General features: G+C 65.6%; 22 protein-coding genes. 11 read left to right on the forward strand and 11 right to left on the reverse strand.

All coding sequences use genetic code 11. The features are described 5' to 3' along the window. Positions 1 to 14 precede the first annotated feature (14 nt). The gene (locus tag QGN30_RS18065; RefSeq protein ID WP_014382270.1) at positions 15 to 995 is read left to right on the forward strand and encodes an Acg family FMN-binding oxidoreductase; all 981 of its coding nucleotides are present in this window, start codon (positions 15 to 17) and stop codon (positions 993 to 995) included. Between the two features lie 102 nt (positions 996 to 1,097). Here the strand turns inward: QGN30_RS18065 and QGN30_RS18070 are convergent, their stop codons facing one another. Further along, positions 1,098 to 1,511, reverse strand: coding sequence for a PRC-barrel domain-containing protein (locus QGN30_RS18070; protein ID WP_009956440.1), 414 nt, complete (start codon positions 1,509 to 1,511; stop codon positions 1,098 to 1,100). A gap of 191 nt (positions 1,512 to 1,702) precedes the next feature. On the opposite strand from QGN30_RS18070, the gene QGN30_RS18075 reads away from it, so the two are divergent. The 5 genes from QGN30_RS18075 to QGN30_RS18095 all read left to right on the forward strand — a co-directional run bounded on the left by QGN30_RS18075 (position 1,703) and on the right by QGN30_RS18095 (position 6,978). Then, entirely contained in the window at positions 1,703 to 4,510 is a 2,808-nt protein-coding gene (locus QGN30_RS18075) for an aconitate hydratase (protein ID WP_009956441.1), read from the forward strand. A gap of 19 nt (positions 4,511 to 4,529) precedes the next feature. Next, on the forward strand, positions 4,530 to 5,681 hold the full coding sequence (locus tag QGN30_RS18080) for a mandelate racemase/muconate lactonizing enzyme family protein (protein WP_009956442.1): 1,152 nt from the start codon (positions 4,530 to 4,532) through the stop codon (positions 5,679 to 5,681). Between the two features lie 102 nt (positions 5,682 to 5,783). Beyond that, complete coding sequence (locus QGN30_RS18085; RefSeq protein ID WP_009956443.1) at positions 5,784 to 6,224, forward strand: OsmC family peroxiredoxin; 441 nt, start codon at positions 5,784 to 5,786, stop codon at positions 6,222 to 6,224. Between the two features lie 32 nt (positions 6,225 to 6,256). Continuing rightward, on the forward strand, positions 6,257 to 6,730 hold the full coding sequence (locus QGN30_RS18090) for a hemerythrin domain-containing protein (RefSeq protein ID WP_009956445.1): 474 nt from the start codon (positions 6,257 to 6,259) through the stop codon (positions 6,728 to 6,730). A gap of 56 nt (positions 6,731 to 6,786) precedes the next feature. Next, positions 6,787 to 6,978, forward strand: a complete 192-nt coding sequence (locus QGN30_RS18095) for a ferredoxin (RefSeq protein WP_020188847.1) — start codon at positions 6,787 to 6,789, stop codon at positions 6,976 to 6,978. A 65-nt stretch (positions 6,979 to 7,043) separates the two neighbouring features. Here QGN30_RS18095 and QGN30_RS18100 read toward each other — a convergent pair whose 3' ends face one another. After that, entirely contained in the window at positions 7,044 to 7,811 is a 768-nt protein-coding gene (locus tag QGN30_RS18100; protein ID WP_009956447.1) for a DUF2249 domain-containing protein, read from the reverse strand. 84 nt (positions 7,812 to 7,895) lie between these two features. Here QGN30_RS18100 and QGN30_RS18105 point away from each other — a divergent pair, with 84 nt between their 5' ends. Beyond that, on the forward strand, positions 7,896 to 8,606 hold the full coding sequence (locus tag QGN30_RS18105) for a helix-turn-helix transcriptional regulator (protein ID WP_014382268.1): 711 nt from the start codon (positions 7,896 to 7,898) through the stop codon (positions 8,604 to 8,606). Between the two features lie 27 nt (positions 8,607 to 8,633). Here the strand turns inward: QGN30_RS18105 and QGN30_RS18110 are convergent, their stop codons facing one another. Further along, positions 8,634 to 10,043, reverse strand: a complete 1,410-nt coding sequence (locus tag QGN30_RS18110; RefSeq protein ID WP_009956449.1) for a WS/DGAT/MGAT family O-acyltransferase — start codon at positions 10,041 to 10,043, stop codon at positions 8,634 to 8,636. A 310-nt stretch (positions 10,044 to 10,353) separates the two neighbouring features. On the opposite strand from QGN30_RS18110, the gene QGN30_RS18115 reads away from it, so the two are divergent. Beyond that, a complete protein-coding gene (locus QGN30_RS18115) occupies positions 10,354 to 11,400 on the forward strand; it encodes an Acg family FMN-binding oxidoreductase (protein ID WP_009956450.1) in 1,047 nt (348 codons plus the stop codon). Here QGN30_RS18115 and QGN30_RS18120 read toward each other — a convergent pair. From QGN30_RS18120 to QGN30_RS18145, 6 genes are all read right to left on the reverse strand, one after another. Beyond that, complete coding sequence (locus QGN30_RS18120) at positions 11,397 to 12,593, reverse strand: cytochrome P450 (protein ID WP_009956451.1); 1,197 nt, start codon at positions 12,591 to 12,593, stop codon at positions 11,397 to 11,399. The genes QGN30_RS18115 and QGN30_RS18120 overlap by 4 nt on opposite strands. 533 nt (positions 12,594 to 13,126) lie before the next feature. After that, on the reverse strand, positions 13,127 to 13,753 hold the full coding sequence (locus QGN30_RS18125) for a hypothetical protein (protein ID WP_009956454.1): 627 nt from the start codon (positions 13,751 to 13,753) through the stop codon (positions 13,127 to 13,129). A gap of 403 nt (positions 13,754 to 14,156) precedes the next feature. After that, on the reverse strand, positions 14,157 to 15,713 hold the full coding sequence (gene fadD4, locus QGN30_RS18130; RefSeq protein WP_020188845.1) for a fatty-acid--CoA ligase FadD4: 1,557 nt from the start codon (positions 15,711 to 15,713) through the stop codon (positions 14,157 to 14,159). A 19-nt stretch (positions 15,714 to 15,732) separates the two neighbouring features. Continuing rightward, positions 15,733 to 16,692, reverse strand: a complete 960-nt coding sequence (locus QGN30_RS18135) for a TIGR03619 family F420-dependent LLM class oxidoreductase (RefSeq protein ID WP_009956456.1) — start codon at positions 16,690 to 16,692, stop codon at positions 15,733 to 15,735. Further along, positions 16,668 to 17,279 (reverse strand): nitroreductase family protein, encoded by a 612-nt coding sequence (locus QGN30_RS18140; RefSeq protein WP_036390609.1) that lies wholly within the window; start codon positions 17,277 to 17,279, stop codon positions 16,668 to 16,670. Before QGN30_RS18140 ends, QGN30_RS18135 begins: the two co-directional genes overlap by 25 nt. Positions 17,280 to 17,323: 44 nt before the next feature. Next, positions 17,324 to 18,409 carry an NAD(P)H-dependent amine dehydrogenase family protein gene (locus QGN30_RS18145; protein WP_014382262.1) on the reverse strand — a complete coding sequence of 362 codons (1,086 nt, stop codon included), beginning with the start codon at positions 18,407 to 18,409 and terminating at the stop codon, positions 17,324 to 17,326. Between the two features lie 123 nt (positions 18,410 to 18,532). On the opposite strand from QGN30_RS18145, the gene QGN30_RS18150 reads away from it, so the two are divergent. Both QGN30_RS18150 and QGN30_RS18155 read left to right on the forward strand, forming a co-directional pair. Next, a complete protein-coding gene (locus QGN30_RS18150) occupies positions 18,533 to 19,441 on the forward strand; it encodes an enoyl-CoA hydratase (protein ID WP_009956460.1) in 909 nt (302 codons plus the stop codon). A gap of 43 nt (positions 19,442 to 19,484) precedes the next feature. After that, positions 19,485 to 19,901: a PaaI family thioesterase gene (locus tag QGN30_RS18155; RefSeq protein ID WP_009956461.1), complete on the forward strand. Its 417-nt coding sequence runs from the start codon at positions 19,485 to 19,487 to the stop codon at positions 19,899 to 19,901. Here the strand turns inward: QGN30_RS18155 and QGN30_RS18160 are convergent. Next, positions 19,880 to 20,899 carry an acyl-CoA dehydrogenase gene (locus tag QGN30_RS18160; RefSeq protein WP_009956462.1) on the reverse strand — a complete coding sequence of 340 codons (1,020 nt, stop codon included), beginning with the start codon at positions 20,897 to 20,899 and terminating at the stop codon, positions 19,880 to 19,882. The two genes, QGN30_RS18155 and QGN30_RS18160, sit on opposite strands and share 22 nt — an antisense overlap. Positions 20,900 to 21,003: 104 nt before the next feature. Between QGN30_RS18160 and QGN30_RS18165 the strand changes: the two genes are divergently transcribed. Continuing rightward, entirely contained in the window at positions 21,004 to 22,164 is a 1,161-nt protein-coding gene (locus tag QGN30_RS18165; protein ID WP_009956463.1) for an acyl-CoA dehydrogenase family protein, read from the forward strand. Here the strand turns inward: QGN30_RS18165 and QGN30_RS18170 are convergent. Further along, positions 22,153 to 22,947: a TetR/AcrR family transcriptional regulator gene (locus QGN30_RS18170; protein ID WP_009956465.1), complete on the reverse strand. Its 795-nt coding sequence runs from the start codon at positions 22,945 to 22,947 to the stop codon at positions 22,153 to 22,155. The two genes, QGN30_RS18165 and QGN30_RS18170, sit on opposite strands and share 12 nt — an antisense overlap. Between the last annotated feature and the right edge of the window lie 93 nt (positions 22,948 to 23,040).

Genomic DNA, 23,040 nt, shown 5'->3' on the forward strand with positions numbered 1-23,040 from the left:
ATCGGAGGTGCGCGGTGATGGACACCATGGTGGAAACCACAGTCATCGAGAACGCGGTCCGGATGGCCTGCCGCGCCCCGTCGCTGTACAACACCCAGCCGTGGCTGTGGGTGACGGACGGCACCGGGCTGGACCTGTTTCTCGATACGAGCCGCGTCGTACACACGGACCGATCGATGCGAGAGGCCCACATCGGCTGCGGCGGGGCGCTCGATCACCTTCGGGTGGGGATGGCGGCCGCGGGCTGGATCGCCGATGTCGAGCGACTTCCCGAACCGGGCGATCCGACGCACCTGGCGCGGGTGGAATTCGTCGCCGCGGACGGTGTGACCGAGGAGCAGCGTCGCCGCGCCGACGCGATCCTGAAACGCCGGACCGACCGGCTACCATTCCTCGCGCCGATCGACTGGGAATCGTTCGAGCCGCTGCTACGCGGCGGGTTCGACGGTGACGGTGTGCGATTGGACGTATTACCGGAGGAGACGCGGCCGCGCCTGACCGAGGCGGCCGAGTTCACCGAGTCGCTGCGTCTGTACGATTCCCCGTACCATCTCGAACTCGATTGGTGGACAGCCCCGTTCGAAGTATCCGAGGGTATCCCCTATAGCTCGCTGATCTCGGCCGCCGAGTCGCATCGGGTGGGCGTCAATCGCCACTTTCCCTTCACCCGCAACCTGGAACGGCGCGCCGGGATCACGCGAGATTTCTCGAAGATCCTGATGCTGTCCACCGAGGATGACAGCCACGCCAGCGCGCTGGCATGCGGTGAGGCGCTGTCGAGTGTCCTCCTGGAATGCACGATGGCCGGCTTGGCCACCTGCCCGGTGTCGCAACTGACGGAGCTGTCGGTCAGCCGTGAACTGCTCGCGGCGATCACCGGTCACACCGACCTGCCGCAGGTCTTGGTCCGGGTGGGTGTCGCACCGGCACTCGACGGAACGCCACCCCCCACACCGCGGCGGGCGCTCGCCGACGTGTTGCGGCGCAAGGGCTGAGACCCGGCGGTGGCAGCGAACCCGCGCGCTCCGTCGCCGGTTCGCCCAGGGCGCTGTCGGCGTCGGCAGTCGCTCTCGGCGAGCCGGAGGCTCCGAACTCGCTTAACGGTTGAAGCTTGGGTAGACGTAGCCGGACGACCAATAGGGCAGGCATCCGTAATACCCACAGACGCGACTCTGGTAGTCACGATCGTTGACCAGTTCTGCCTCATACGCCGGTGCCCCGCAGATGTGATCGTGCGCGTCGCCGACGAAGACGTCATCACTGGTAGTCGCCGTGATCACGTCGACTGGGACGAGAGACTTCTTTTCGCCGACGCCGAGAAGGCCACCATGGTCGACGAGCAGGAAGCGGGGCTTGCGTTCACGATCGTCCACGAATACGTCATGCACCCGGCCAAAGTGCTTGTGGTCGTTGTCCTTTACCTGCCGTCCACGCATGTCATCGGTCGCGTTCTTTACCTTCACGACCGTACCCGTGAGCTTGATGAGAGTGGTGTGCGCCTCGGTTGTCATCGGAACTCCTGGTCAGTAGTGACGGGATGGTCAGCTTCGGCATGCACCCAGTATGCGGCCGGTTCGCACGAAAATGCTCGTGCAAATTTGGCGGGCCACTCGGGCCGGTGTGCCAATCGGCCACTCCCGCCGAGGTACTCGATTGTCGTAGGCTCGAATGAACAATCAGGCAGCCCGTTAGGGGGTTTCTCATGGCCTCGGACAGCTTCGGAACGCGTGATCAACTTCTCGTCGGCAACACCACCTACCAGATCCACCGACTGGCACGGATCGACAGCGCGGATCGGTTGCCCTACAGCTTGAAGGTCTTGCTGGAGAACCTGTTACGCAACGAGGACGGCCGGCTGGTGACCGCCGAGCAGATCAGCGCGCTGGCGGCCTGGGATCCGGCGGCCAAGCATGGGCGGGAAGTGGCCTATACGCCGGCACGGGTGCTGATGCAGGACTTCACCGGGGTGCCGTGTGTGGTGGACCTGGTGGCAATGCGCGACGCGATCGCCGACCTCGGTGGTGACACGAAACGAATCAACCCGCTGTGCCCGACCGAGTTGGTGATCGACCACTCGGTGATCGCCGACGTTTTCGGGCGACCGGATGCGTTCCGGATCAACGCCGAATTGGAATTCGAACGCAACGCCGAGCGGTACCAACTGCTGCGCTGGGCGCAGCAGGCGTTCACCGATTTCAGTGTCGTGCCTCCCGATACCGGGATCTGCCACCAGGTCAACCTGGAATACCTGTCCCGCGTCGTGTTCACCCGCCAGGGCCCGGAGGGGGCGCAGGCTTACCCGGACACGCTGGTCGGCACCGACTCCCACACGCCGATGGTCAACGGGCTCGGGGTGCTCGGTTGGGGGGTGGGCGGGATCGAAGCCGAGGCGGCCATGCTCGGCCAACCGATGAGCATGCTGATTCCGCAGGTGTTGGGCCTGAAGCTGACCGGTGAGCTCCCGGCGGGCACCACGGCCACCGACTTGGTGCTCACCGTGGCCGAGCTGTTACGCCGAACCGGGGTGGTCGGCAAGTTCGTCGACTTCTACGGGCCCGGGGTGGCCAACGTACCGCTGGCCAACCGGGCCACCATCGGCAACATGAGCCCCGAATACGGCGCCACCTGCGCCATTTTCCCGATCGATGACATCACCCTGGACTACCTGCGGCTGACCGGTCGCCCCGACACCCAGGTCCGGCTGGTGGAGGCCTACGCCAAGGAGCAGGGCCTGTGGCATGACCCCGACCACGAGCCGACGTTCTCGCAGACCATCGAACTGGACCTGGGCACGGTCGAGCCGTCGATCGCGGGGCCCAAACGCCCGCAGGACCGCATCCCGTTGCGTGTCGCCCCCCAGGCGGTCGCCGGACTGCTGTCGGGTCAGACCTACACCGAGGCAATGGAGTTGGGTTTGGACGAGGCGTCCGCGGAGTCGTTTCCCGCCAGCGATCCGATCGCGGTCAGCAGCGACCACCCGGGCGACCGCCCGCACCCGCCGCAGACCAACGGCGACGGCACCAACTGGCCACGCCACCCGGTCGAGATCAGCCTGGACGGGGACCGGGTCAGCGTCGACAACGGGGACGTGGTGATCGCCGCGATCACCTCCTGCACCAACACCTCCAACCCCTCGGTGATGCTGGGCGCAGCGCTCCTGGCGAAAAAGGCGGTGGAAAAAGGGCTCAACCGCAAGCCCTGGGTCAAGACCTCGCTGGCTCCCGGTTCGCGGGTGGTCACGGACTACTACGAAAAGGCCGGGCTCACACCGTATCTGGACAAGCTCGGTTTCAACCTCGTGGGCTACGGATGCACTACGTGCATCGGGAACTCCGGGCCACTGATCCCCGAAATCAGCCAGGCCGTGACCGACAACGACCTCACCGTCTGCTCGGTGCTGTCGGGCAACCGCAATTTCGAAGGCCGCATCCACCCGGAGTGCAAGATGAATTTCCTTGCATCCCCACTGTTGGTCGTGGCTTACGCACTGGCGGGCACTCTGCACACCAACCTGCTGCGCGATCCGCTGGGCACTGGCAGTGACGGCCAGCCCGTCTACCTGCGCGACATCTGGCCCAGCATCGAGGAGATCACCGAGGTCATCGCCGGCTGTGTGCGCTCCGAAATGTTCAGCAAAGACTACGCCGATGTGTATGCCGGTGACGACCGCTGGCGCTCGCTACCGGTTCCCGACACCGACACCTTCAAATGGGATCCGAGCTCCAGCTATGTGCGCAAGCCGCCCTACTTCGACGGCATGGGCCGCCAACCGCAACCGGTCACCGACATCGCCGGAGCCCGGGTGCTGGCCAGGCTCGGCGACTCGGTCACCACCGATCACATCAGCCCGGCCGGCGCGATCAAGGCCGACTCACCGGCGGGAAAGTATCTGTCCGACCACGGGATTGCGCGCAGCGACTTCAACTCCTACGGATCACGCCGTGGCAACCACGAGGTGATGATCCGCGGCACGTTCGCCAACATCCGGCTGCGCAACCAACTCGCCCCGGGCACCGAGGGCGGATGGACGCGCGACTTCACCCAGCCCGACGGCCCGGTGGCGACCATTTACGACGCATCGGTGAACTACGCCGCGGCGGGTACGCCCCTGGTCATCCTCGCCGGCAAGGAATATGGCTCGGGCTCATCGCGGGACTGGGCGGCCAAGGGCACCGCCCTGCTCGGTGTGTACGCGGTGATCGCCGAGTCCTACGAACGGATCCACCGCTCCAACCTCATCGGGATGGGCGTGCTGCCACTGCAATTCCCCGAGGGACAAACCGCGGACTCCTTAGGGCTGACCGGCGAGGAGACCGTCGAGATCACCGGTATTGCCGCGCTCAACGACACCATCCCCGACACCGTCCACGTCAAAGCCGAAGGAATCGAGTTCGACGCTCTCGTGCGCATCGACACCCCCGGCGAGGCCGACTACTACCGCCACGGCGGCATCATGCAATACGTCCTACGCCAATTGCTCGGCGACACCGGCACTGCCGCAACAGCCTGACGGACGATGTCGACGCACTATGACCGAGGAGTCCCGCGTGCCACCCTTCGCCGCTGACCGCGCCGGCGTCATCGCCACGATCGAGACGATTCCCCTGCGAATCCCGCTCAAGGCGGGCAGCACACCCGGAGCGTCGCTGTGGGGCGACCCGTTGACCGCGGCGGACTCGCTGCTCGTCAAGGTGACCACCGCTGACGGAGTGGAAGGCTGGGGGGAAGCCTTCGGTTTCAGCGCCGTCGATTCGGCCAAACTCGCTGTCGATCAACTCATCACACCGCTCTGCCTCGGCAGGGACGCCACGCGAATCCGCCCGCTGATGATGGAGATTCAAAAGAAGCTGCACGTATTCGGGCGTGGCGGTGCGTTGACCTATGGCCTCTCGGCGGTCGACATCGCCCTGTGGGACATCGCCGGCAAACTCGCCAACGCGCCGGTGTCCCAGCTCCTCGGTGGCGGGATCGCCGCCATGCCGTGCTACGCAAGCCTCGCCTGCTATACCGACCCGTCGCTGGTCCGCGCGGTCGTCCGGCAGGCCCTCGACGCCGGCTTTGCGACACTCAAGCTGCACGAGGCGGACATGCCGGCGATCCGTGCGGCCCGCGAGGAAGCCGGCCCCGACGTCGAGTTGATCGTGGACGCCGGCTGCCCCTGGACCCTGACCGAAGCCGCTGCCGTCGCTGACGAACTCAGGTCGGTTCGGCTCAAATTCCTCGAGGAGCCGCTGTGGCCGCCGGAGAATTTCGACGGCCTGGCCGCACTGCGACGAACCATCGGTATCCCGATCTCGTCCGGCGAGAATGCCTCTACCCTACTGGAATTCGAGCGGATGCTCGCCGCGGGAGCGGTCGACTTTGTTCAGCCCAGCCCGGCCAAGATGGGGGGCATCAGCGAATTGAGCGAGGTTTTTCCTCTCGCGGCCGCCCACAACACCCCGGTGATGACGCACTCCTTTTACGACGGTCCCGGATTGCTCGCGGCGCTTCATGCGACCGCTGCGCTCGGCGGCGCCGACGCCATGATCGAGTGGCGTTGGTTTGAGCTGGAAGCGTTCATCTATGGCGATGCCCTCACGCCGATGGCGGGCCGGATCTCGGTCCCGCAGGGGCCCGGCCTGGGCATCGACCCCGATCCCGACGTCATCACCGCGTACCGGCGGCCGTCAACACCATGACGATGGCCGATCGCTCTGGCCAACCCGCGCAGCGACATCTAGAGTTTACACAAATCAAACTTGTATAAATGCCGAGAACACCGGAGAAAGGGATCGGGGACTATGAGCATCGCGGAACGTGCGGCGCGCACCACCTGGGAAGGCCCGCTGGCGTCGGGCGAGGGCAAACTGTCGCAGGGCAGCAGTGGAGCCCTCGACGGCCTGCCGCTGACCTGGGCCTCTCGCACCGAGCAGCCCGGCGGCAAGACAAGCCCGGAAGAACTCGCGGCGGCGGCGCACTCGTCGTGCTTTTCGATGGCCTTGGCCCTGAAATTGGGCGAAAACCACACTCCGCCGCAGCGACTCGAGGTCACCGCCACCGTGACCCTGGATGCGGTCGATGGAGTCCCGACGATCACCACGTCGCGGTTAAAGGTCAGGGCAAGCGTTGCCGGTGTGGATGCCGAATCCTTTGCCGCCGTGGTCGATCAGGCCGCCGCACTGTGTCCGGTGTCGCGACTTTTCGCTGGCGCCACGATCAGCGTCGACGCCGAGCTCGCCTAGAACAGAATCTGCCCGACGCAGAGGAGATACCGATGACCGGCCTGACGCTATCTGCCGAGCTCACGCGGGAACACCGCGAAATCGATGACGCGATAGAGGCTTTCCTCGAAAAGCTGGACTGCGGCAGCGTGCAGCGCGAACTATTGACCGACACGCTGGAAGCGCTGCGCCGCCACATTTACCTCGAGGAGGTCTTCCTGTTCCCTCCGCTGCGGGAGGCCGGGATCGTGATGCCGATCTTTGTGATGATGCGCGAGCACGGACAACTCTGGCACACCATGGCCGCGCTGGACGATCTGCTCGCCGACGGGAACGACAGTCAGCGACTGAGGGATACGTGCACGCAGCTGCTGGACCAGCTTCACCAGCACAACTCCAAAGAGGAGCCGGTCATCTATCCGAACGCCGACACCGACCTGCCGCCACAAACAAGCGCGGAGCTGAGCCGGTTCATCGAGACCGGACACACCCCGAAAGGGTGGATGTGCCAGCAGGCCAACGCGTGAGGCCCTAGTCTCCTGACCTAGAGGACGCCTGTTGAGGTATCGAAGGAGGATTCTCAATGCGCGTGGTAGTGGACCGTGACCGCTGCGAGGGCAACGCCTTCTGCGTGAACATCGCGCCCGACGTGTTCGAGCTCGACGATGACGAGTACGCCGTGGTCCTCACCGACCCGGTTCCCCCCGAGCAGGAAGCGCTCGCCGAGCAGGCCGTCGCCGCGTGTCCCCGCGCGGCGCTATCGCGCGAAGACTAGGTGCCCAGCGGGGTACCCGGCGAATTACTCTGACAGCAAAGGGCTTTCCGGACTAGCTCCGGCCCTCATCGCTTGATCAGCCGCAACCGCCAGGCCTCCGGACCGCGCTGCTCGTAGCGGATCTCGAGCCGTCCCGAGATGCGGTGGTCGAGCTGGCGCAGCAGCGGAATCGGGTCATGGGGAGCCACCAGCACCAGGGCACCGCCGGCCGGAACCGCGTCGAACGCGCCGAACACCGTCGCGTGCCGGATCGAATGCGGCACCTCACGGACGTCGAGCACGGGATCGTCGGAATCGGTTTCGCCGCAGCCGCAATTGTGCGATGGCTCGGCGCCGTTGACGGCATGCGTGTGGCCGAGCAGTTCGTGCATGCCCTCAGTCACCTCCACCAGGGAGACCTCTGGGTCGGCGGCGACGATCGGCAGGATCCGCTCGTTCTCGTCGACCAGGTGCGCGTCGAATAGCACCCGCAGGGCTTGGGCGGAACCGGCCGCGCGCACCGGTGGTTCCGTGCGGATGCCGTCGACGAGGGAGCCGATGATGCGGTGCGCCGCGATCATCGATTCGATCAGGGGCCGCGCGCGCTGCGTGCGGGTGGCGGCCGGGTACAGGCGGTCCTCCTCGGCGGCGGCGTGCGGCAGCAGCTCGCCGGCCAGGAAAGCCAGTGCCGCAGCACGCGTCGGCTCGAAGTCCGCGCCGCGCTCGACCGCCGTGACCATCGCGTCGGTGAGCACCGCGAGCTGCCCGGCGAGCTGCGCGTGGTGGTTCGTGATGGCTTCGACCGCGCCGGCATCGGCAGCTGTGGACGCCACGATCACATCGTTGGCCGGCATTTTCGGTTCCTTTCCGTCGAGCCCGATCGCTGCGCTGGGCTCGTTGCAATGTGCGACGCCTAATAATTTACTACAATAAATTCCGTGAAAAAAGAGCCGGTCGCCCTGGGCCCCCGGTCGACGCCGGTGCTGGAGGCACCCGTGGCGTTGTCCGGCCAGCGGCTGCGGGTGCTCGACTACGTGCGGGCACACTCCCCCGTCCGGGTCACTGACGCCGCCGGGGCTCTTGGCTTGCACGCCAACACCGTTCGCGAACATCTCGACGCCGTCGTCACCCTCGGGCTCGTCGAACGATCCACCGCCAGGACGGCTGGACGTGGACGCCCTGCCACGTTGTATCGGGTGTCGGCCGCCGACCCCGCGGTGGCGGTGCGGGACTACGCCGGTTTGGCGACCGCGCTGGCCGGGCAGCTGGCTCGCACCAGCGCCCAGCCCGAGCGTGACGCGCGCGCCGCAGGCGTCGAGTGGGGACGCGAACTCCTCGACGAACGCAACCACGCAGGCGGCGATGCGCGGCAGGCCGTGCTCGAGGCGTTGGCCCGCCTCGGCTTCGCGCCCGACGACGACCCCGGCGCCTCGGGCGCGCGCCGAGGCATCGCGCTGCGCCGCTGTCCGCTGCTGGACGCGGCCCGTCGCTACCCGACCATCGTCTGTCAGGTCCATCTCGGGATCGTCGAGGGAATGCTGCAGCGGCTCGGCGTCACCGACACCCCGGGCCTGGACCTCATTCCGTTCGCGGAACCCGGCGCCTGCCGTTTGTTCCTCCCCGATCCGGTTGTGCGGCATCATGACTGACCGTGCGTTCCGGTCCGGGGGTGCCGGCTAGACGTTGACGACCAGCGATAGTCCCCGGCGACCGCGCGTTCGTTTGTGCTGCTTGCTGATCGCTACCAGCCGCGCCACGGCCAGCTCGATCCCGCGGGCCAGCGCGTCGATGTCGGCGATGGCCTCATAGTCGGCCAGGACGCCGAAGAACAGATCCTCGGCATAGCTCAGCATCGCCACCCCGGTTCGCAGTTGCATGGCGATCGGCGGGACGGGGAATACGCTGAGCACCCGTCGGCCCATGAGCTGCAGCGGCCGGCGTGGGCCGGGGACATTCGTCGCCAGGGTGGTGACACCGCGCTGCGGCAGCTGGGTCAACAACCGGACGGCCCACGCCGTCAGGGGAAATGGAATGCGATTGGCCATCGACACGAATGCGTGGCCCGCCTGGCTCTGCCCGTGAGACTTCATGCGGCCCAACCGGGAATGGACGGCCCGCAGCCGCTCTATCGGGTGCTCCTTATCGACCGGCAGGTACGGCAGCATTACCGACACGCGGTTGTCCGTCCGGTCCAACGCGTCGACCGACCTCATCGACACCGGCACGAGCGCACGCAGCGCGTCCGGCAACGGCGCCTCACCCCGCTGAACGAGGATGTTGCGGTAACTCTCCGTAATGGCGGCCAGCGCAACGTCATTGATGGTGACATCGAAGGTTTGGCACACCTGCGCGATGTCGGCCAGGGGAACCCGCGCGACCCCGTAGCGGCGCAAGGTCGTTATCGGCCCGTTCAGCGTCGTCGTCGTGGGACGCAACAAACCGGCGGCAATCTCCGCGGCACCCAATGCCGTGCGGGCGGTGGCGGCCGTGATCGCGGTCGATGTGTTCCACAGTCCGCCGAGGATGCTCAACGGGTTGATTCCCGTTCGACTGCGTGAGACTCCTTGCCGTTCAGATCCTTTGGCGCCGCGGATATGACTTGCGAAGCTCTCGCCGATGCCGTCATCGCACAGACCGGCAAGCATGTGGGTGGCGGCGATACCGTCGGCCATGCAGTGGTGGATCTTGGTCAGCATCGCCCACCGGTTGTCGCTGAGGCCCTCGATGATCCAGATTTCCCACAACGGGCGTTCCCGGTCGAGGCGGCGGGAGATCACGTCGGCGGCCAGCTGCAACAACTCTCGGTCGTCGCCGGGCCGCGGTAGGGCGATGTGCCGCACGTGACGACCGAGATCAAAGTCCGGGTCGTCCACCCATACGGGTGCACCGAGGTCGAAGGGACGCGTGCGTAGGCGCTGTCCGAACCGCGGGCACAAGCGGATCCGCTCGGCGAGGGTCGCCATCAGCGCATCACGTGCCGGGATCGGTCCCTCGATCACCGCCAGGCCGCCGATCGCCAAGCTCACGTGCCGGTCGGCGTCTTCCGCCTTGAGAAAACCGGCGTCAAGAGTGGTCAGTTGATCCACGGCCGCCACCTCCCATCTTTATCTGCAACTAGCCGCAACACCATTCTCCGCCCCGCGCGGGTACGACGGCAGGGCCAAAAGTCCCCAAACCGAGGTGGTCACCCCCGAACGGTAGGCGGCTTGGCCGGTTAAAGTTGTTCTGGTGCCGTGCATTAGCGCTCAGCGACTTTCGCCCAGACATCGTTGCCGTCTCGGTGAGCATCTGTGCCGAGCACCCCTTCATCCGTTGCCTGCTGCCTATTTAAAGGATATTATTCATTTATATCTCTGGACGCAAGAGGGATCGCTCGCCGAAAACCCGGAGGCAGTCGTGTTGGACACGGTCAAAGAACAAGATCATCGGCAAAGCGGCGGAGCCCTTCGGCCTTTCCCCGACGGTCAGGACATCGAAACGATCCTCACGCTGGCCACGCGGGCCCCTTCCATCGACAACACGCAGCCGTGGCGGTGGCGCGTGGACCGCACGAGCCTGCACCTCTACACCGATCCGGGCATGCAATTACCCAACACCGACCCAGACGGGCGGGACCTGATCTTGAGTTGCGGTGCAGCGCTTCATCATTGCGTCGTCGCTTTGGCGGCGATGGGTTGGCGCGCCGACGTGCACCGCCTCCCCGATCCGGCCGATCCCGACCACCTCGCGGCCATCGAGGTGTCCCCGCACTCCTCCGATCGCGCCGAGATCGTCCTGGCGGAGGCAATCCCGCGGCGCCGAACGGATCGGCGGACCTACAGCGCGCGCCCGGTGGCGGCAACTGAAATCGCCGCGATGGCTGCCGTGGCCGCTCGAATGGGAGTGACGCTGCGCGTCGTTGACGCCCGGGAAAGTCTGCACGACATCGTGAAGCGAGCCGCGCTATCCCACGCGACCGACCGCGATTACCTTGTCGAACTCGCCACGTGGAGCGGCCGATACGGGTCGCGGGCCGGCGTGCCCGCCCGCAACATCCCCGAACACGATTGCGGCGCACCGATCCCCGGCCGCATCTTCGCCGGACCGGGCCTGGCGCAGCCGCCGGGCACTTCACCCGCCGAGGACAATGCCGTCATCCTGGTGCTCGGCAGCGAGGCCGACGACCGTCTGGCTCAACTCCGCGCCGGTGAGGCCACCAGCGCGCTGCTGTTGACGGCGACGGCGATGGGACTGGCGTCTTGCCCGATCACCGAGCCCCTGGAAATCCCGGACACGCGCGACGCCGTCCGCGACGACGTGTGGGGCGCGCAGGGCTATCCGCAGATGCTGCTTCGGGTGGGCTGGGCCGCGGACAGCGCGGCCGCCTTGCCGCCCACGCCGCGACGCGCGCTCTCCGACGTCGTGCAGTGGTCAGACGCGCAAGCGACGTGCACTGCGCCTTAGGAACGGGAAACCAACGTAGGCATGGCCGCCCAGCCGCGGACCGCGGCGGTCTCCGACGGCACCGCGTTGGCCCAGTCGACCTCCCAGGCCGGGAAGCGTTTGAGGATCTCCTCCAGCGCGATGCGGCCCTCCAGCCGGGCCAGCGCGTTGCCCATGCAGAAGTGCGTGCCGGCGCCAAAGGTCATGTGCGAGCGCTGTTCCCGGTGAATGTCGAAGACGTCACCGTCCGGTGCGAAGCGGCGGTGGTCGCGATTGGCCGCGCCGACCAGCATGAGCATGGCCGAGCCCTCCGGCACGGTTTGTCCGTAGTACTCGACGTCGCGGGTGACGTAGCGGGCCATCTGTAGCGCCGGCGGTTCCCACCGCAGGATCTCCTCGATCGCCTGGGGAATCAGGTTCGGGTTCTCCACCAGGTCACGGCGCTGCTCCGGATAGTCGGCCAGCGTTTTGCCGGCCCAGCCGATCAGCCGGGTGGTGGTTTCGGAGCCGGCCGTGGCGATGACCGTCAAATACATCAACAGCTCGTCGCGGCGCAGCTTGCGCACGGTGCCGTTCTCGTCCTCGAACTCGGCGTTGAGCAGGTCGGTCATGATGTCGTCGGACGGGTGCTCGGCGCGCCAATCGATGAACTCCGCGAACACCTCACCGGTGGCCAGCGCGTCGACCGTCTTGCCCTGCAGGGTTTCCTCACCGTGGTCGGTGATCTGGCGCTGCCGGTCTTCGGGGAGACCCAGCAGCATGCCGATGACGCGCATCGGCATCTGCTCCCCCAGGTCGTTGACGAAGTCGAATCGATCCGACCCGACCAGCGGATCCAGGCAGCGCGCGGTGAACTCGCGGATCTGCGGCTCGAGCGCAAGCACCTTGCGCGGTGTGAATACCCGCGACAGCAGGTTGCGGTGGATGTTGTGGATCGGCGGATCCTCGAAAATCAGTGTGCCCGGCGGTATTTCCATGCCGGACTTGATGATCTCGAGCAGTGCTCCGCGCCCGGAGATGAACGTCTCGTGGTCGATGACACCCTTGTTGACGTCGTCGTATCGGCTCAACGCGTAGAAGTCGTGCTGTTCGTTGTAGTAGAGCGGCGCTTCTTCCCGAATCCTGGCGAACACCGGATAGGGATTCATGTTGAGATCGATGTTGTACGGGTCGTAGTACAGGTCAGATTCCGCGGGGGCGGTCGGTACGGTCATCAAAACTCCATCGGGGCTGCGGGGCTGTTGAACTGGTCGGGCCCATTGCCGGCGTCGGCATCGTTGCGAATCCATGCGGGGATCCCGGAACGCACGACTTCCTCAGCGGTCATCACTTTCCCGTCGGCCCGTTGCGACAACGCAGTTACACTAGCACAGACAAATGTAACGTCAGCCGGCGTGCTCGCGCGACGTGATCGACGGGTGGCGGCACATCGCGTATGTGCCCTCGGAGGTCAGCCGCCGCATCGAGCGGACAACCGATGGCGCTCTCGTCCAAGCGATTTCGAAGTCGCAAGACGCCCCGGGGCGGTAGTTCCTTAAGTCATGTCGTATTCGACATCCGTATGACAGCGCGACGACGACGGGGCATGAGCCCGGGGAATGCGGGCCGGCCCTGGCCCATCCCACGTTTCGCAGCCGCCGCGGCTCGCAATCACCACTCGACTAACCTCGAACTCGTTGCGGCCCAGGCGCTATGGGTCGGTACGGCAACTTCGCACACAAGGCGGACGTTTGTGCGCGGGGCCGGACTACACGAACAACATGCCCAGGTCGGAAGCGGGAGTGTCAGAGTTGTGTCCGACCATGTCGAGCGCCGCGCGCATGGCGTCGTCTCCCTGAGCGATATAGCGGGCCGCTCGCTTCATACCCGCAGCGTCGTAGTTCCGGGTCGCTGAAACACAAAAAGGAAGCCCCATTTCATAGTCGTCTACTGCATGTCGCAGCGTGCTGTTGAGCACCGGCTCCGGGCTCGGAAGTTGTTGGCGCAGTTTGGCAACCGCACCGCTGGCGGATCCGCATGCCGCGCCCGTCCTGGCGATGTCGTGTCGAGCCGCGGCAGCGGCGATGTTATTGCGCGCGACGACCACGTCATCAATTGACGGCTCTGACTCGGTGAGCCAGGCGGGCAGCGTCACCCGCCTCGGCGAAGCAAATGCGTTCGATTCCATCGCCGCGGCATCCGGTGATTCTGATATCCGGGCCGAGGACTCATGGTGCGCCACGGCCAATATCAGGACGACAATCACCGATAGGCCGACCCAGCTCACGGCCGTGACGCGTAGTTCGTGTTGGTATGGGCTGATCTTCCGGCGCGGCGCGGTGACTTCCTTCACGAAAGGACCAATGTCGGCGAGAGGAAGGCTCGATTTGGCCATGATGCTTCCCTGGATTTGGCGACCAGCAGCTGACTAAATGGTCTGCGACGTCGCGTGCGGCAAACTGTCACCGATCAGGGTCATTAGCTTCAGACATTTGCTGCGTCTGCGCCGCGCGGCCGCGATCGGGGGCCAAAGACTCAACCAATGTGACCAATCGAAATCAGCCGAATTGGCGTTGCATCGGGCTCGACAACCTACAGAATCTCGGACCTCGGCTGTGCGTACCCGCGCCGGCGGCGGCTAATCCAATTCCGCCCCCAAATGGGCATGGGCAGCGAAGCAGGGTCGATTGAGGCGCCATCGGCGACGTCCCGATCTCAGGATCGGTGATTCGCGCCGATTCTCAATTCTTTGTCATTTCTTGAGAGCCAATCGGCAAATCGCGAATGCGCATGGCGGCTCAGACTTGCGGGCGTCGCGCACTTTGCCAGCACTCGCTGACTTCCGCGTATTTCCCGATGAGCTTCCGTTTGTAGAGTTTGCCGGCGTCAGTTCGGGGCAGCTGTGCCTCGAAGTACAGCGACCGCGGACACTTGTAGTGCGCCATGCGATTCCGAAGCCATCCGATCAATTCGTCGGCGAGGCCATCGCATGCCAAGGCGGGATCCGCCAACTGCACGACGGCGGTCACCGACTGACCCATCACCGGATCCGGCACGCCGAACACCGCGGCGTCGACCACCAGTGGGTGACTGACGAGCAGGTTTTCGCTCTCCTGCGGGTAGATGTTCACTCCGCCGGAGATGATCATGTGATTTCGCCGGTCGGTGAGGTACAGGTATCCATCGTCGTCCAAGTAGCCGACGTCACCAACGGTGACCCAGCCTTCGGGACTGCGCGCCGCAGCCGTTTTTGCCTGGTCGTTGAGGTACTCGAACGGATAACCGCCCGCGTAGTAGATCTCACCGATTTGTCCTGGCCCGAGCTCGGTGCCGTCCTCGTCGAGAATGTGTGGCGTACCGAGCATGGGCCTGCCCACCGATCCCGGATGGGCGAGCCACTCGTCGGCTCGGATGAACGAGATGCCTGCGCCTTCCGATGACCCGTAGTACTCGTCGACGATCGGCCCCCACCACTCGATCATTTGGCGTTTGATTGCGGGCGGGCACGGGGCGGCGGCGTGGACGACGCGCCGCAAACTCGACAGGTCGTAGCGCGTGCGGGCTTCTTCGGGCATGCGCAGCATCCGCACGAACATCGTCGGCACGAACTGGGCGTGTGTCACACCGCGGCGCTGTATGCAGTCGAGGGCCTGTTCGGCGTCGAATTTCTCCATGAGGATCGTCGTCGCGCCGGCCGCCTGCGCGGCCATCGTCCACATGGCCGGCGCGGTGTGGTAAGTCGGGGCGGGGCTCAAGTAGACCGACTGATCCGTCACCCCGAGCGCCCCGAAGACGGGCGTTGACAGATTCGAAAGACCGGCACCGCCGGGGTTCAGGGGCCGGCGGATGCCCTTTGGGCGACCGGTGCTGCCTGCGGAGTACTGCAAAAGCTGGCCGTCGCACTCATCGGCGATCGGTGTCGACGGTTCGGTGGCCACACATTCGGGATAGCGCCGCCACCCCGGCAGATCGTCGTCGGCGATCAGCGCCACGGGTGGCAACCCCGACGGAAGTTCTTCGGGCAGTTGGCGACAGACATCCCGCAACGCCCGCGAGGAGATGAGGGCTTTCGCCCCGCTGTCTGCCACGATGTAGGCGATCTCGGAGGGGCTGAGATGCGTGTTGAGCAGGGTGTAGTACAGGCCGCTCCGCTTTGCCGCCCACATCGCGGCGTGGATGTGTTCGTTGTTCTCCATCAACACCGCGACCGTGTCCCCGGCGACCATGCCCGATCGTCGCAGGAAGTGGGCGAGCCTGTTCGCGCTGGCTTCGAGCTCGGCGAAGGTCACGACGACACCGGAATGATGAAGTATTACAGCGGGTTTCGCGCTCCCTGCGTGGTCACGTAGCTGCATGAAAGACCCGGACGCTGGATCACCGCGTGACGTCGCGGAAGGCCTCGACGAGCGGCGAGAGCACCTCGACCGCCCGGTCGCCGTCCGTAGGTATTGCCAAGGTGAAACGAACATCGGTGACTCCGGCTTCGACCAGAGCCGGTACCCGAGCGGCTGAAGCCGCGTAGTCAATTGATCCGTCATCGCCCTTGACGGCACGCGTGGCGCCTTGAACTTGTAGCTCACTGGGGTCGCCGCCGTGTGCAATTACCTTGTCTTTCATGGCTTTTATCGCGGCGGGAAGGTCGGCGAACGCAGAGCCCCAGGGAATCCACCCGCTGCCGAATCTCGCGATTCGGCGTGCGACCGCATCGTTCACCGTGCCGCTGATCCAACACGGCACGCCGCCGGGTTGCACCGGTTTCGGCATTTGGTGGATCCCGTCGAAGGACAGTTCGGGTGAGTCATAGGAGGCGCGCTGCTCGGTCCACAACGTCTTGCAAACGTCCAGGGTGTGGTCGAGCAGCCGCCCGCGATGGGCGAACGAGAGTCCGGCCGCGTCGTATTCCTCCCGCTGCCAACCCACCCCGACACCCAGATCGAGGCGACCCTCGGAGAGCACGTCGAGTGTCGCGAGTTGCTTGGCCAGGACGGCGGGGCGCCGCAGGGCGGCCAGCAGTATCGACGTTCCGAGCCGGATCCGGTCGGTGGTGGCCGCGATCGCCGTCAGGACGGTAAGGGGTTCCAGCCAGCTTCCGTCGGGCCCGGTGGGCTGGCGGCCGCCGGACGACCCACCCACGGAGGGATCGGCGTAGGCCTCGAGGTTCTCGCCGAACACCACATGGTCGGAAACCACCACGCGGTCGATGCCCGCGATGTCCATGGCCCGTGCCGATGCCAGCGTCGCGCGCCAATCATGGTGCGGGCCGTCGGTGAACGTCCGGAGATACAGGGAAATTTCCGGTTTGCGCGTCGTCATGGGGTTGTCTTCCGCCAGCATTGATCCCACGTGTCGATGGCCGCTACCTCGCCGAGTGGTTTGCGTCGCACCGGGTGGTGCCTGCCCTTGGGCCACCCTACCGTCAGCAGGGACGCGATCTTCCAATCGTCAGGAATTCCGACCATGGACCGCAGCTGATCCTCGCAAGACCCGTGCCACAGGGTGATCGCCGCTCCGAGGCCTTGCGCGCGGGCCGCCAACAGAAAATTCTGGACGGCGGGAAAGATCGACCCGCCCTGCTGTAGTTCGGTGGTTCCCCGCTGTGGCTGGACACAGAACAGCACCAGCACGGGCGCCGCGCCGCCGACGCTCATATGCTCAGCCATCGCTCGCAGCACACGCGATTTCGGGTCGTCAGCCTCGTTCTCAGGCATCGAAATCCGATAGAACTCAGTCATCACCTCCCACGTCGTGTGGGCCGCCGCGGTGACCACGTCGCGCAAACTGCTCGATTTCAGTACGACGAACTTCCACGGCTGCTGATTGCCGCCGGACGGAGCCCAACTCGCCGCGCGCAGACACGTGTCGATCGCCTCGTCCGAGACGGGTGCGTCGCGGTAGCGCCGCACCGCCGACGCGGTCCGCATGACTTCCCACAGATCCGCCGACGTCTGCGGGACCGGGTGCTCGTTCACCGCTTCGCCGTCGCGGGCAGCACGCCGTGCCACGTTCCGCCGCGCACCGGACCGGTGACCAAGGGCAGATCGAGGGTGGACAGCAGCCCGGTGGGGGCGGCCATGACGGCGGGGATCGCGTTGAGTTCGCGCATGACGGTCGCGTAGGTCAGGCCGCGCATGTTGTTCCCGCGCCCGTGCATCTCGATATCGACGGTGTAGGTGGGCAGGCCGTCAACGATGACCCGATAGCCTCCGTGCGGTGAGGGATGCCGTGGCCAATCCGGCGCGGAACCGTCGCCCATGCGCGTGACGTGTTCGAGGACAACGCGCTCCTCGCCGTCCACGATGCCGGCGAGCTTGAAGCGCATGCCTCCCATGGTGCCCGGCTCGATCCAGCCCGACGCCACCTCGTATCGCTCTGTGGCCAACCACTTTTCGATGGACGTGTCGACGCGGTCGAGCGGAAGCCCGGCGCCGTCGGCGACCAGGTGGACGGTCGGAGCCCACAACGCGGCCAGTCGCTCCGGGTCGAAGAGCGGTGCCGGGTGGTCGGGGGTGTGTCCGAACCCCATGAACTCGAACATGATGTCGGGTTGGTTGATGGGGCCATAGTCGAGTATCTCGAGCATGGTGATGCGATCGACACGACTGCTGAAGCCCGTCATCGTCAGTGCGATCACGTCGTTCGCCCAGCCCGGGTCGACCCCGCTGTTGAAGAAGCTGGTGCCGCCCTCCGCGCACGCGGCCTCGAGCAATTCGACCGTTTCCCTGTCGGCAGCGGGCGGATAGCACATCGGCACCAACGAAGTACACACCACATGCTTGCCCGCGCGCAGGCAGCGCGCGATGTCCTGCGCCGCTTCGTGGTAGCGATAGTCACCCGACGCGAAGTAAGCCACCACGTCGGCGTCCACCGATAGTGCGGCCCCAATGTCCCGCGTGGCGATGACGCCGGTCGCGGGCATCCCGCACAGGTCGCCGGCGTCCTTGCCGTCCTTGGCTTCCGCGTGCACCACGACGCCGGCCAGCTCCAGGCCGGGGTGGGCGATGAGGGCACGCAACGCGCCGATGCCGACCTGACCAGGACCCCACAGGATCACTCGCGGCTTACCTCGACCGTCCGCCATCGGCACCCCTTCCGGTCGTCGCCCGCCGACCTGTGAGAACATATCTTCTCATATAGAGATAACACCATTACCGGATGCGGGAAGAAGGGGCGAACGGTGAGCGATTACGAATTCTTGAAGTGGGAGACCTTCGACGACGGCATGATCGTTCGGATCTCGCTGAACCGCCCCGACCAGCGCAACGCCCAAAACCGCGGCATGCTGGTCGAACTCGACGAGGCGTTTGCCCGCGCCGAATCCGATGACAACGTCCGCGTCGTCGTCTTGGCCGGCGAGGGCCCGATGTTTTCGTCGGGCCACGATATCGGCTCCAAGCAGGCGCGTGCCGAGTTCGGCCCCGGGCCCGGCCAGCACCCCACCGTGACCATCAACGGCGGTACGCGCGATGGAGCGGAGCGGACCATGCTGCAGGAATGGCACTATTTCTTTCAAAACAACCTGCGCTGGCGCAACCTACGAAAGATCACCATCGCCCAGGTGCACGGCGACGTGTTCTCGGCGGGACTCATGCTGATCTGGGCCTGTGACCTCATCGTGGGCAGCGAAGAGGTGCGCTTCGCCGATGTGGTAGGCACGCGGCTGGGCATGTGCGGCATGGAATACTTCGGCCATCCCTGGGAATTCGGACCGCGGCGCACGAAGGAGCTCATGCTCACCGGTGACGCGATCGGGATCGAAGAGGCCTACCGGCTCGGCATGGTGAGCAAGATCTTCCGGCGCGACGAACTGGCCGAGCGCACTCTCGAGTTGGCGCGACGCATCGCGGAGGTGCCCACGATGGCGGCCCTGCTCATCAAAGAGTCGGTAAACCAATCAGTCGACAACATGGGTTTTTACAACGCGCTGCAGTCGTGTTTCGCGTTGCACCAATTGAATCACTCGCACTGGGCCCAGATCCGGGAGGACAAGCTCCCCACCGCCGGCGAGGCGCAAGGGGTGCCGAACTGGCGGAGCGCTCCCCCGGTTGTCTTGGCCGTGAAAGATCAGGTCCGGTCCAGCGTCTAACGTTGTGCCGGTGACCAATAACTCGCCCGCGGCGCCACGCCCTATGGACGTCACCGTTCCGGGACATCTTTTCGCCCAGCTGCCGTTCTACGACGTCGTCGACACCGATGACTCGGTCGTCGTTGACCTGCACAACCGAGGAGACCTGAGGAACATTCGCGGCGCGCTGCAGGGTGGGCTGGTAGCCACTCTCATCGATGTCGCCGCAGGGCGCCTTGCGGTCAAATATGCCGGCGACGGCGACGGCGCGGGAACCGCGGACATGTCCATCCATTTCCTGGCACCGATCGTCGATGGCCCCGCGCGTGCGGTCGCCACGTTGGTGCGCGCGGGAAAACGGATGATCGTTGTTGCCGTCGACGTCTTCGACGTTGGCCGCGACCGACTCGCGGCGCGTGCGACGCTGAGCTTCGCGATCCTTGCGCGTCGCGATTCTGTTCACTCCGCGGCGGCGCCATAGCGCGCATCGGCCACCCGGTCCAATGCGACCGCGGGTTCGCCGAAAACCATTGCCCATCCCCGAACCCGGCGATAGTAAAGCTGGATGTCGCCCTCCATGCCGAACCCGTATCCGCCCTGAATGTGCAGGCTGCGCCGAGTGGCGTCGCGCGCCGTCTCATAGGCGAATGCGAACGCCATCGCAGCCAGTTCGCGAACGCAATCCGGCTCGTCGGCGAATGCGCACGCGGCCTTGAGCCCGAGCAGCCGCGCCCCATCGGCCGCGGTGGCGCTGTCGGCCAGCGGGTGAGACACCGCCTGGAACGAGCCGATCGCGGTTCCGAACGCATGACGTTGCTGGGCGTAGTCGACGCCGATCTCCACGGCCCTCTTGGCCGCGCCCGCCAAAGCCGCGGCGGTCAGCGCGAGCCACAGGTCAAGGGCGCCATCGAATAGGCCGCGCGCCTGTGGCCCGTCCGCAAGCACGACGGGACCATCGTCAATCATGATGTCCGCCAGCGGCATTGACCCAAGGTTTTCCACTATGGTGCGGTTCTCGCCGATCGGCACCACCAGCAGCCGCCCCTGGGTCAGGGCGATGACGTGGTCTGCCACCGCCCCGCCGGGCACCAACCCCAACCGACCACCGCGACCGGTGCGGGGCGCGAACGTGACCAGCTGCTCACCGGCGAGGACCTCATTCAAAAGCCCGGTACCGGCCTCGCCGGACGCCGCCAGCAGCCGCGCGGCAACCTGCGCTTCGATGACGGGAGCGGACGCGACCGCGCGTCCGAACTGTTCGGCAATCAACGCGAGTTCCAGTTCGGGCGCGCCCCATCCGCCAGCCGCCTCGTCGACCGCCATCTCCACCGCCCCCGTCTCCAGCAGGGCCTTCCACAGCTTGAGGTCGAAGCCCAACGGCTCGGCCGCCCGGACTCGTTCGGATGTCGACTCGCGCGCAAACAGCGCGGCGAACGAATCCACCAACTGTCTCTGTTCGCCCGTCAGGCTCAGGTCCACGTTATCGCCCCGTCACGTGCGGATATGGTTACTCTCAAAATTGAGATTAACATTGCCATACGTACCGTCCTGGGCCGCGTGCCACGACAGATTGGCGTGCATACATGCACTTTCAGCTCGATACGGAGACCGAGACCTACCGCGACGGACTCCGTGCCCACTTGCACGACGTGTTGACCCCCGAATTCGAGGAACGCATCTACCGCAGCGGGGTCGCACACGACGACGAGTTCGCCAAAAGTCTCGTCGACAAGGGCTATTTCGCTCCGGCCTGGCCCGTCGAGTTCGGCGGACAGAGCCGCAACGCATGGGACGATCAGGTCGTCAAAGAGGAACTGATGCGGTATGACGCGCCGGTGTACCTCTCCGAGACAACCAGGATGGTTGCGGCGATCATCCGTGAGATCGGCACCCCCTTCTTGAAGGACCGCATCCTCACCGGAGCCATCAACGGCGACATCACCATTGCGCTCGGCTTCACCGAACCCGAATGCGGGTCGGACGTCGCGGCGGCCGCCACCCGCGCCGTGCGCGACGGCGACGGGTGGGTGATCAACGGCTCCAAGATGTTCACCACCAACGGTCACCTCGCCGACTTCGTGTTCCTGCTTGCGCGCACGAACCCGGACAAGCCGAAACACAAAGGCCTGACGATGTTCCTGGTGCCGGGCGACTCTGATGGCTTTGCGGCACAAGCCGTATGGACGCTTTCCGGGGAACGCACCAACATCACCTTCTACAGCGACGTCCGGATCGGCGACGAGTGGCGCATCGGCGAAGTCGATGGCGGCTGGCAGGTGCTCAGCCTGTCGCTGCAAGACGAGCACGCGTCCGGATGGGGGCCCCACCTGATCCGGCTGCTGCACCATGCCGAGCATTGGGCAACCACCAGCGCGTCCGGCGACGGCTCACTGCCGATCGCCAATACCGACGTCCGGCGCCGGCTCGCCCGCGTCGCGATGGAGGCCGAGGTGTCGATGCTGCTGCAGCGCCGGTGCGTGTGGATGGTCGAGCAGGGCGACATACCGGTGGCCGAGGGGTCAATGTCCAAGGTGTTCAGCACCGAGGCGCTCGAGCGTGCCAGCCAGGACGTGTTCGAACTCGTCGGCCCGGACGGTCTACGCAGCTACCTCGAGCCGACCGCTCCCGAACGCGGGCGGTTTGACCACTCGCTGCGATTCTCCTTGGGCACGACGATCTATGCGGGTACCAGCGAGATCCAGCGCAGCATCATCGCCCAGCGCGGGCTCGGCCTACCCCGTTAGTTTCTTCGGCCGTCCGGCCCGTCCGCCGGCTGCGGCACGCGGCGCCTTGCGCGCCGGCTTGGCTTTGACGTCCGACGCGGGCGGCGTGACGGCCTGTTTGCACCACGCCCACAACTGGTCCTCCGTCAGCTTGGAACCCTTGCCGCCCAGATGAAAAACGCCGATTTGAGCGAGCGCGGTCAGCGTGGTGTTCAGCAACGTGGTCAGCTGCGCGGGGGTCAGATCCGTGCGTACCAATCCGGCCCGAGCACACGACGTGAGGATCTTCGTCAGCAGCTTCAGGTGCGGCTCCCAGACCTTTGCGAAGTCGTCCGGCCGCTCGATCTCCAGGCTCAGGTTGTAGATCGTCATGACCCGGCCCCCGACGGCTTCCGACGACTCCGCGCGGGACAGAACGCCCCGGCAGAAAGCCTCGAGTTGCTCCATCGGACCGTCGGCGGCCGCGACATCGTGGCGAATGTCCTCGGTGAACTGACTCGTGACGTTCTCATAGAGCGCCAACATCAGTTCTTCTTTACCCGCGAAGTGTTGGTAGAACGCTCGCAGGCTGAGATTCGACCTGTCGATGAGGGTCTGGATCGTGAAATCGGCCTTGCCCGACTCCTCTACCAATTCCAGCGCGGTGGCCAGGAACCGCGAACTGCGCGCGAGTGCACGCGCTCTGGCAGAACTCAGACGCCGCTCGATCGTGCGTTGCTGCCACGAGCCGTGCAGCTCGACGTTGTTGTCGACCAATTCCAAGCCGGTTTCGGGATCGGGACCGGCGGGCTTCTTCGTAGGCATAATGCGGAAAGACTACCCGCCCGACGCGGAAAATGTGCGATCTACCTACACGTGCATGTTGATTCTCACTGCAGGTAAGTGATTACTGCCGGC

This window comes from Mycobacterium sp. 3-98, assembly GCF_035918355.1.
Classification (GTDB): domain Bacteria; phylum Actinomycetota; class Actinomycetes; order Mycobacteriales; family Mycobacteriaceae; genus Mycobacterium; species Mycobacterium intracellulare.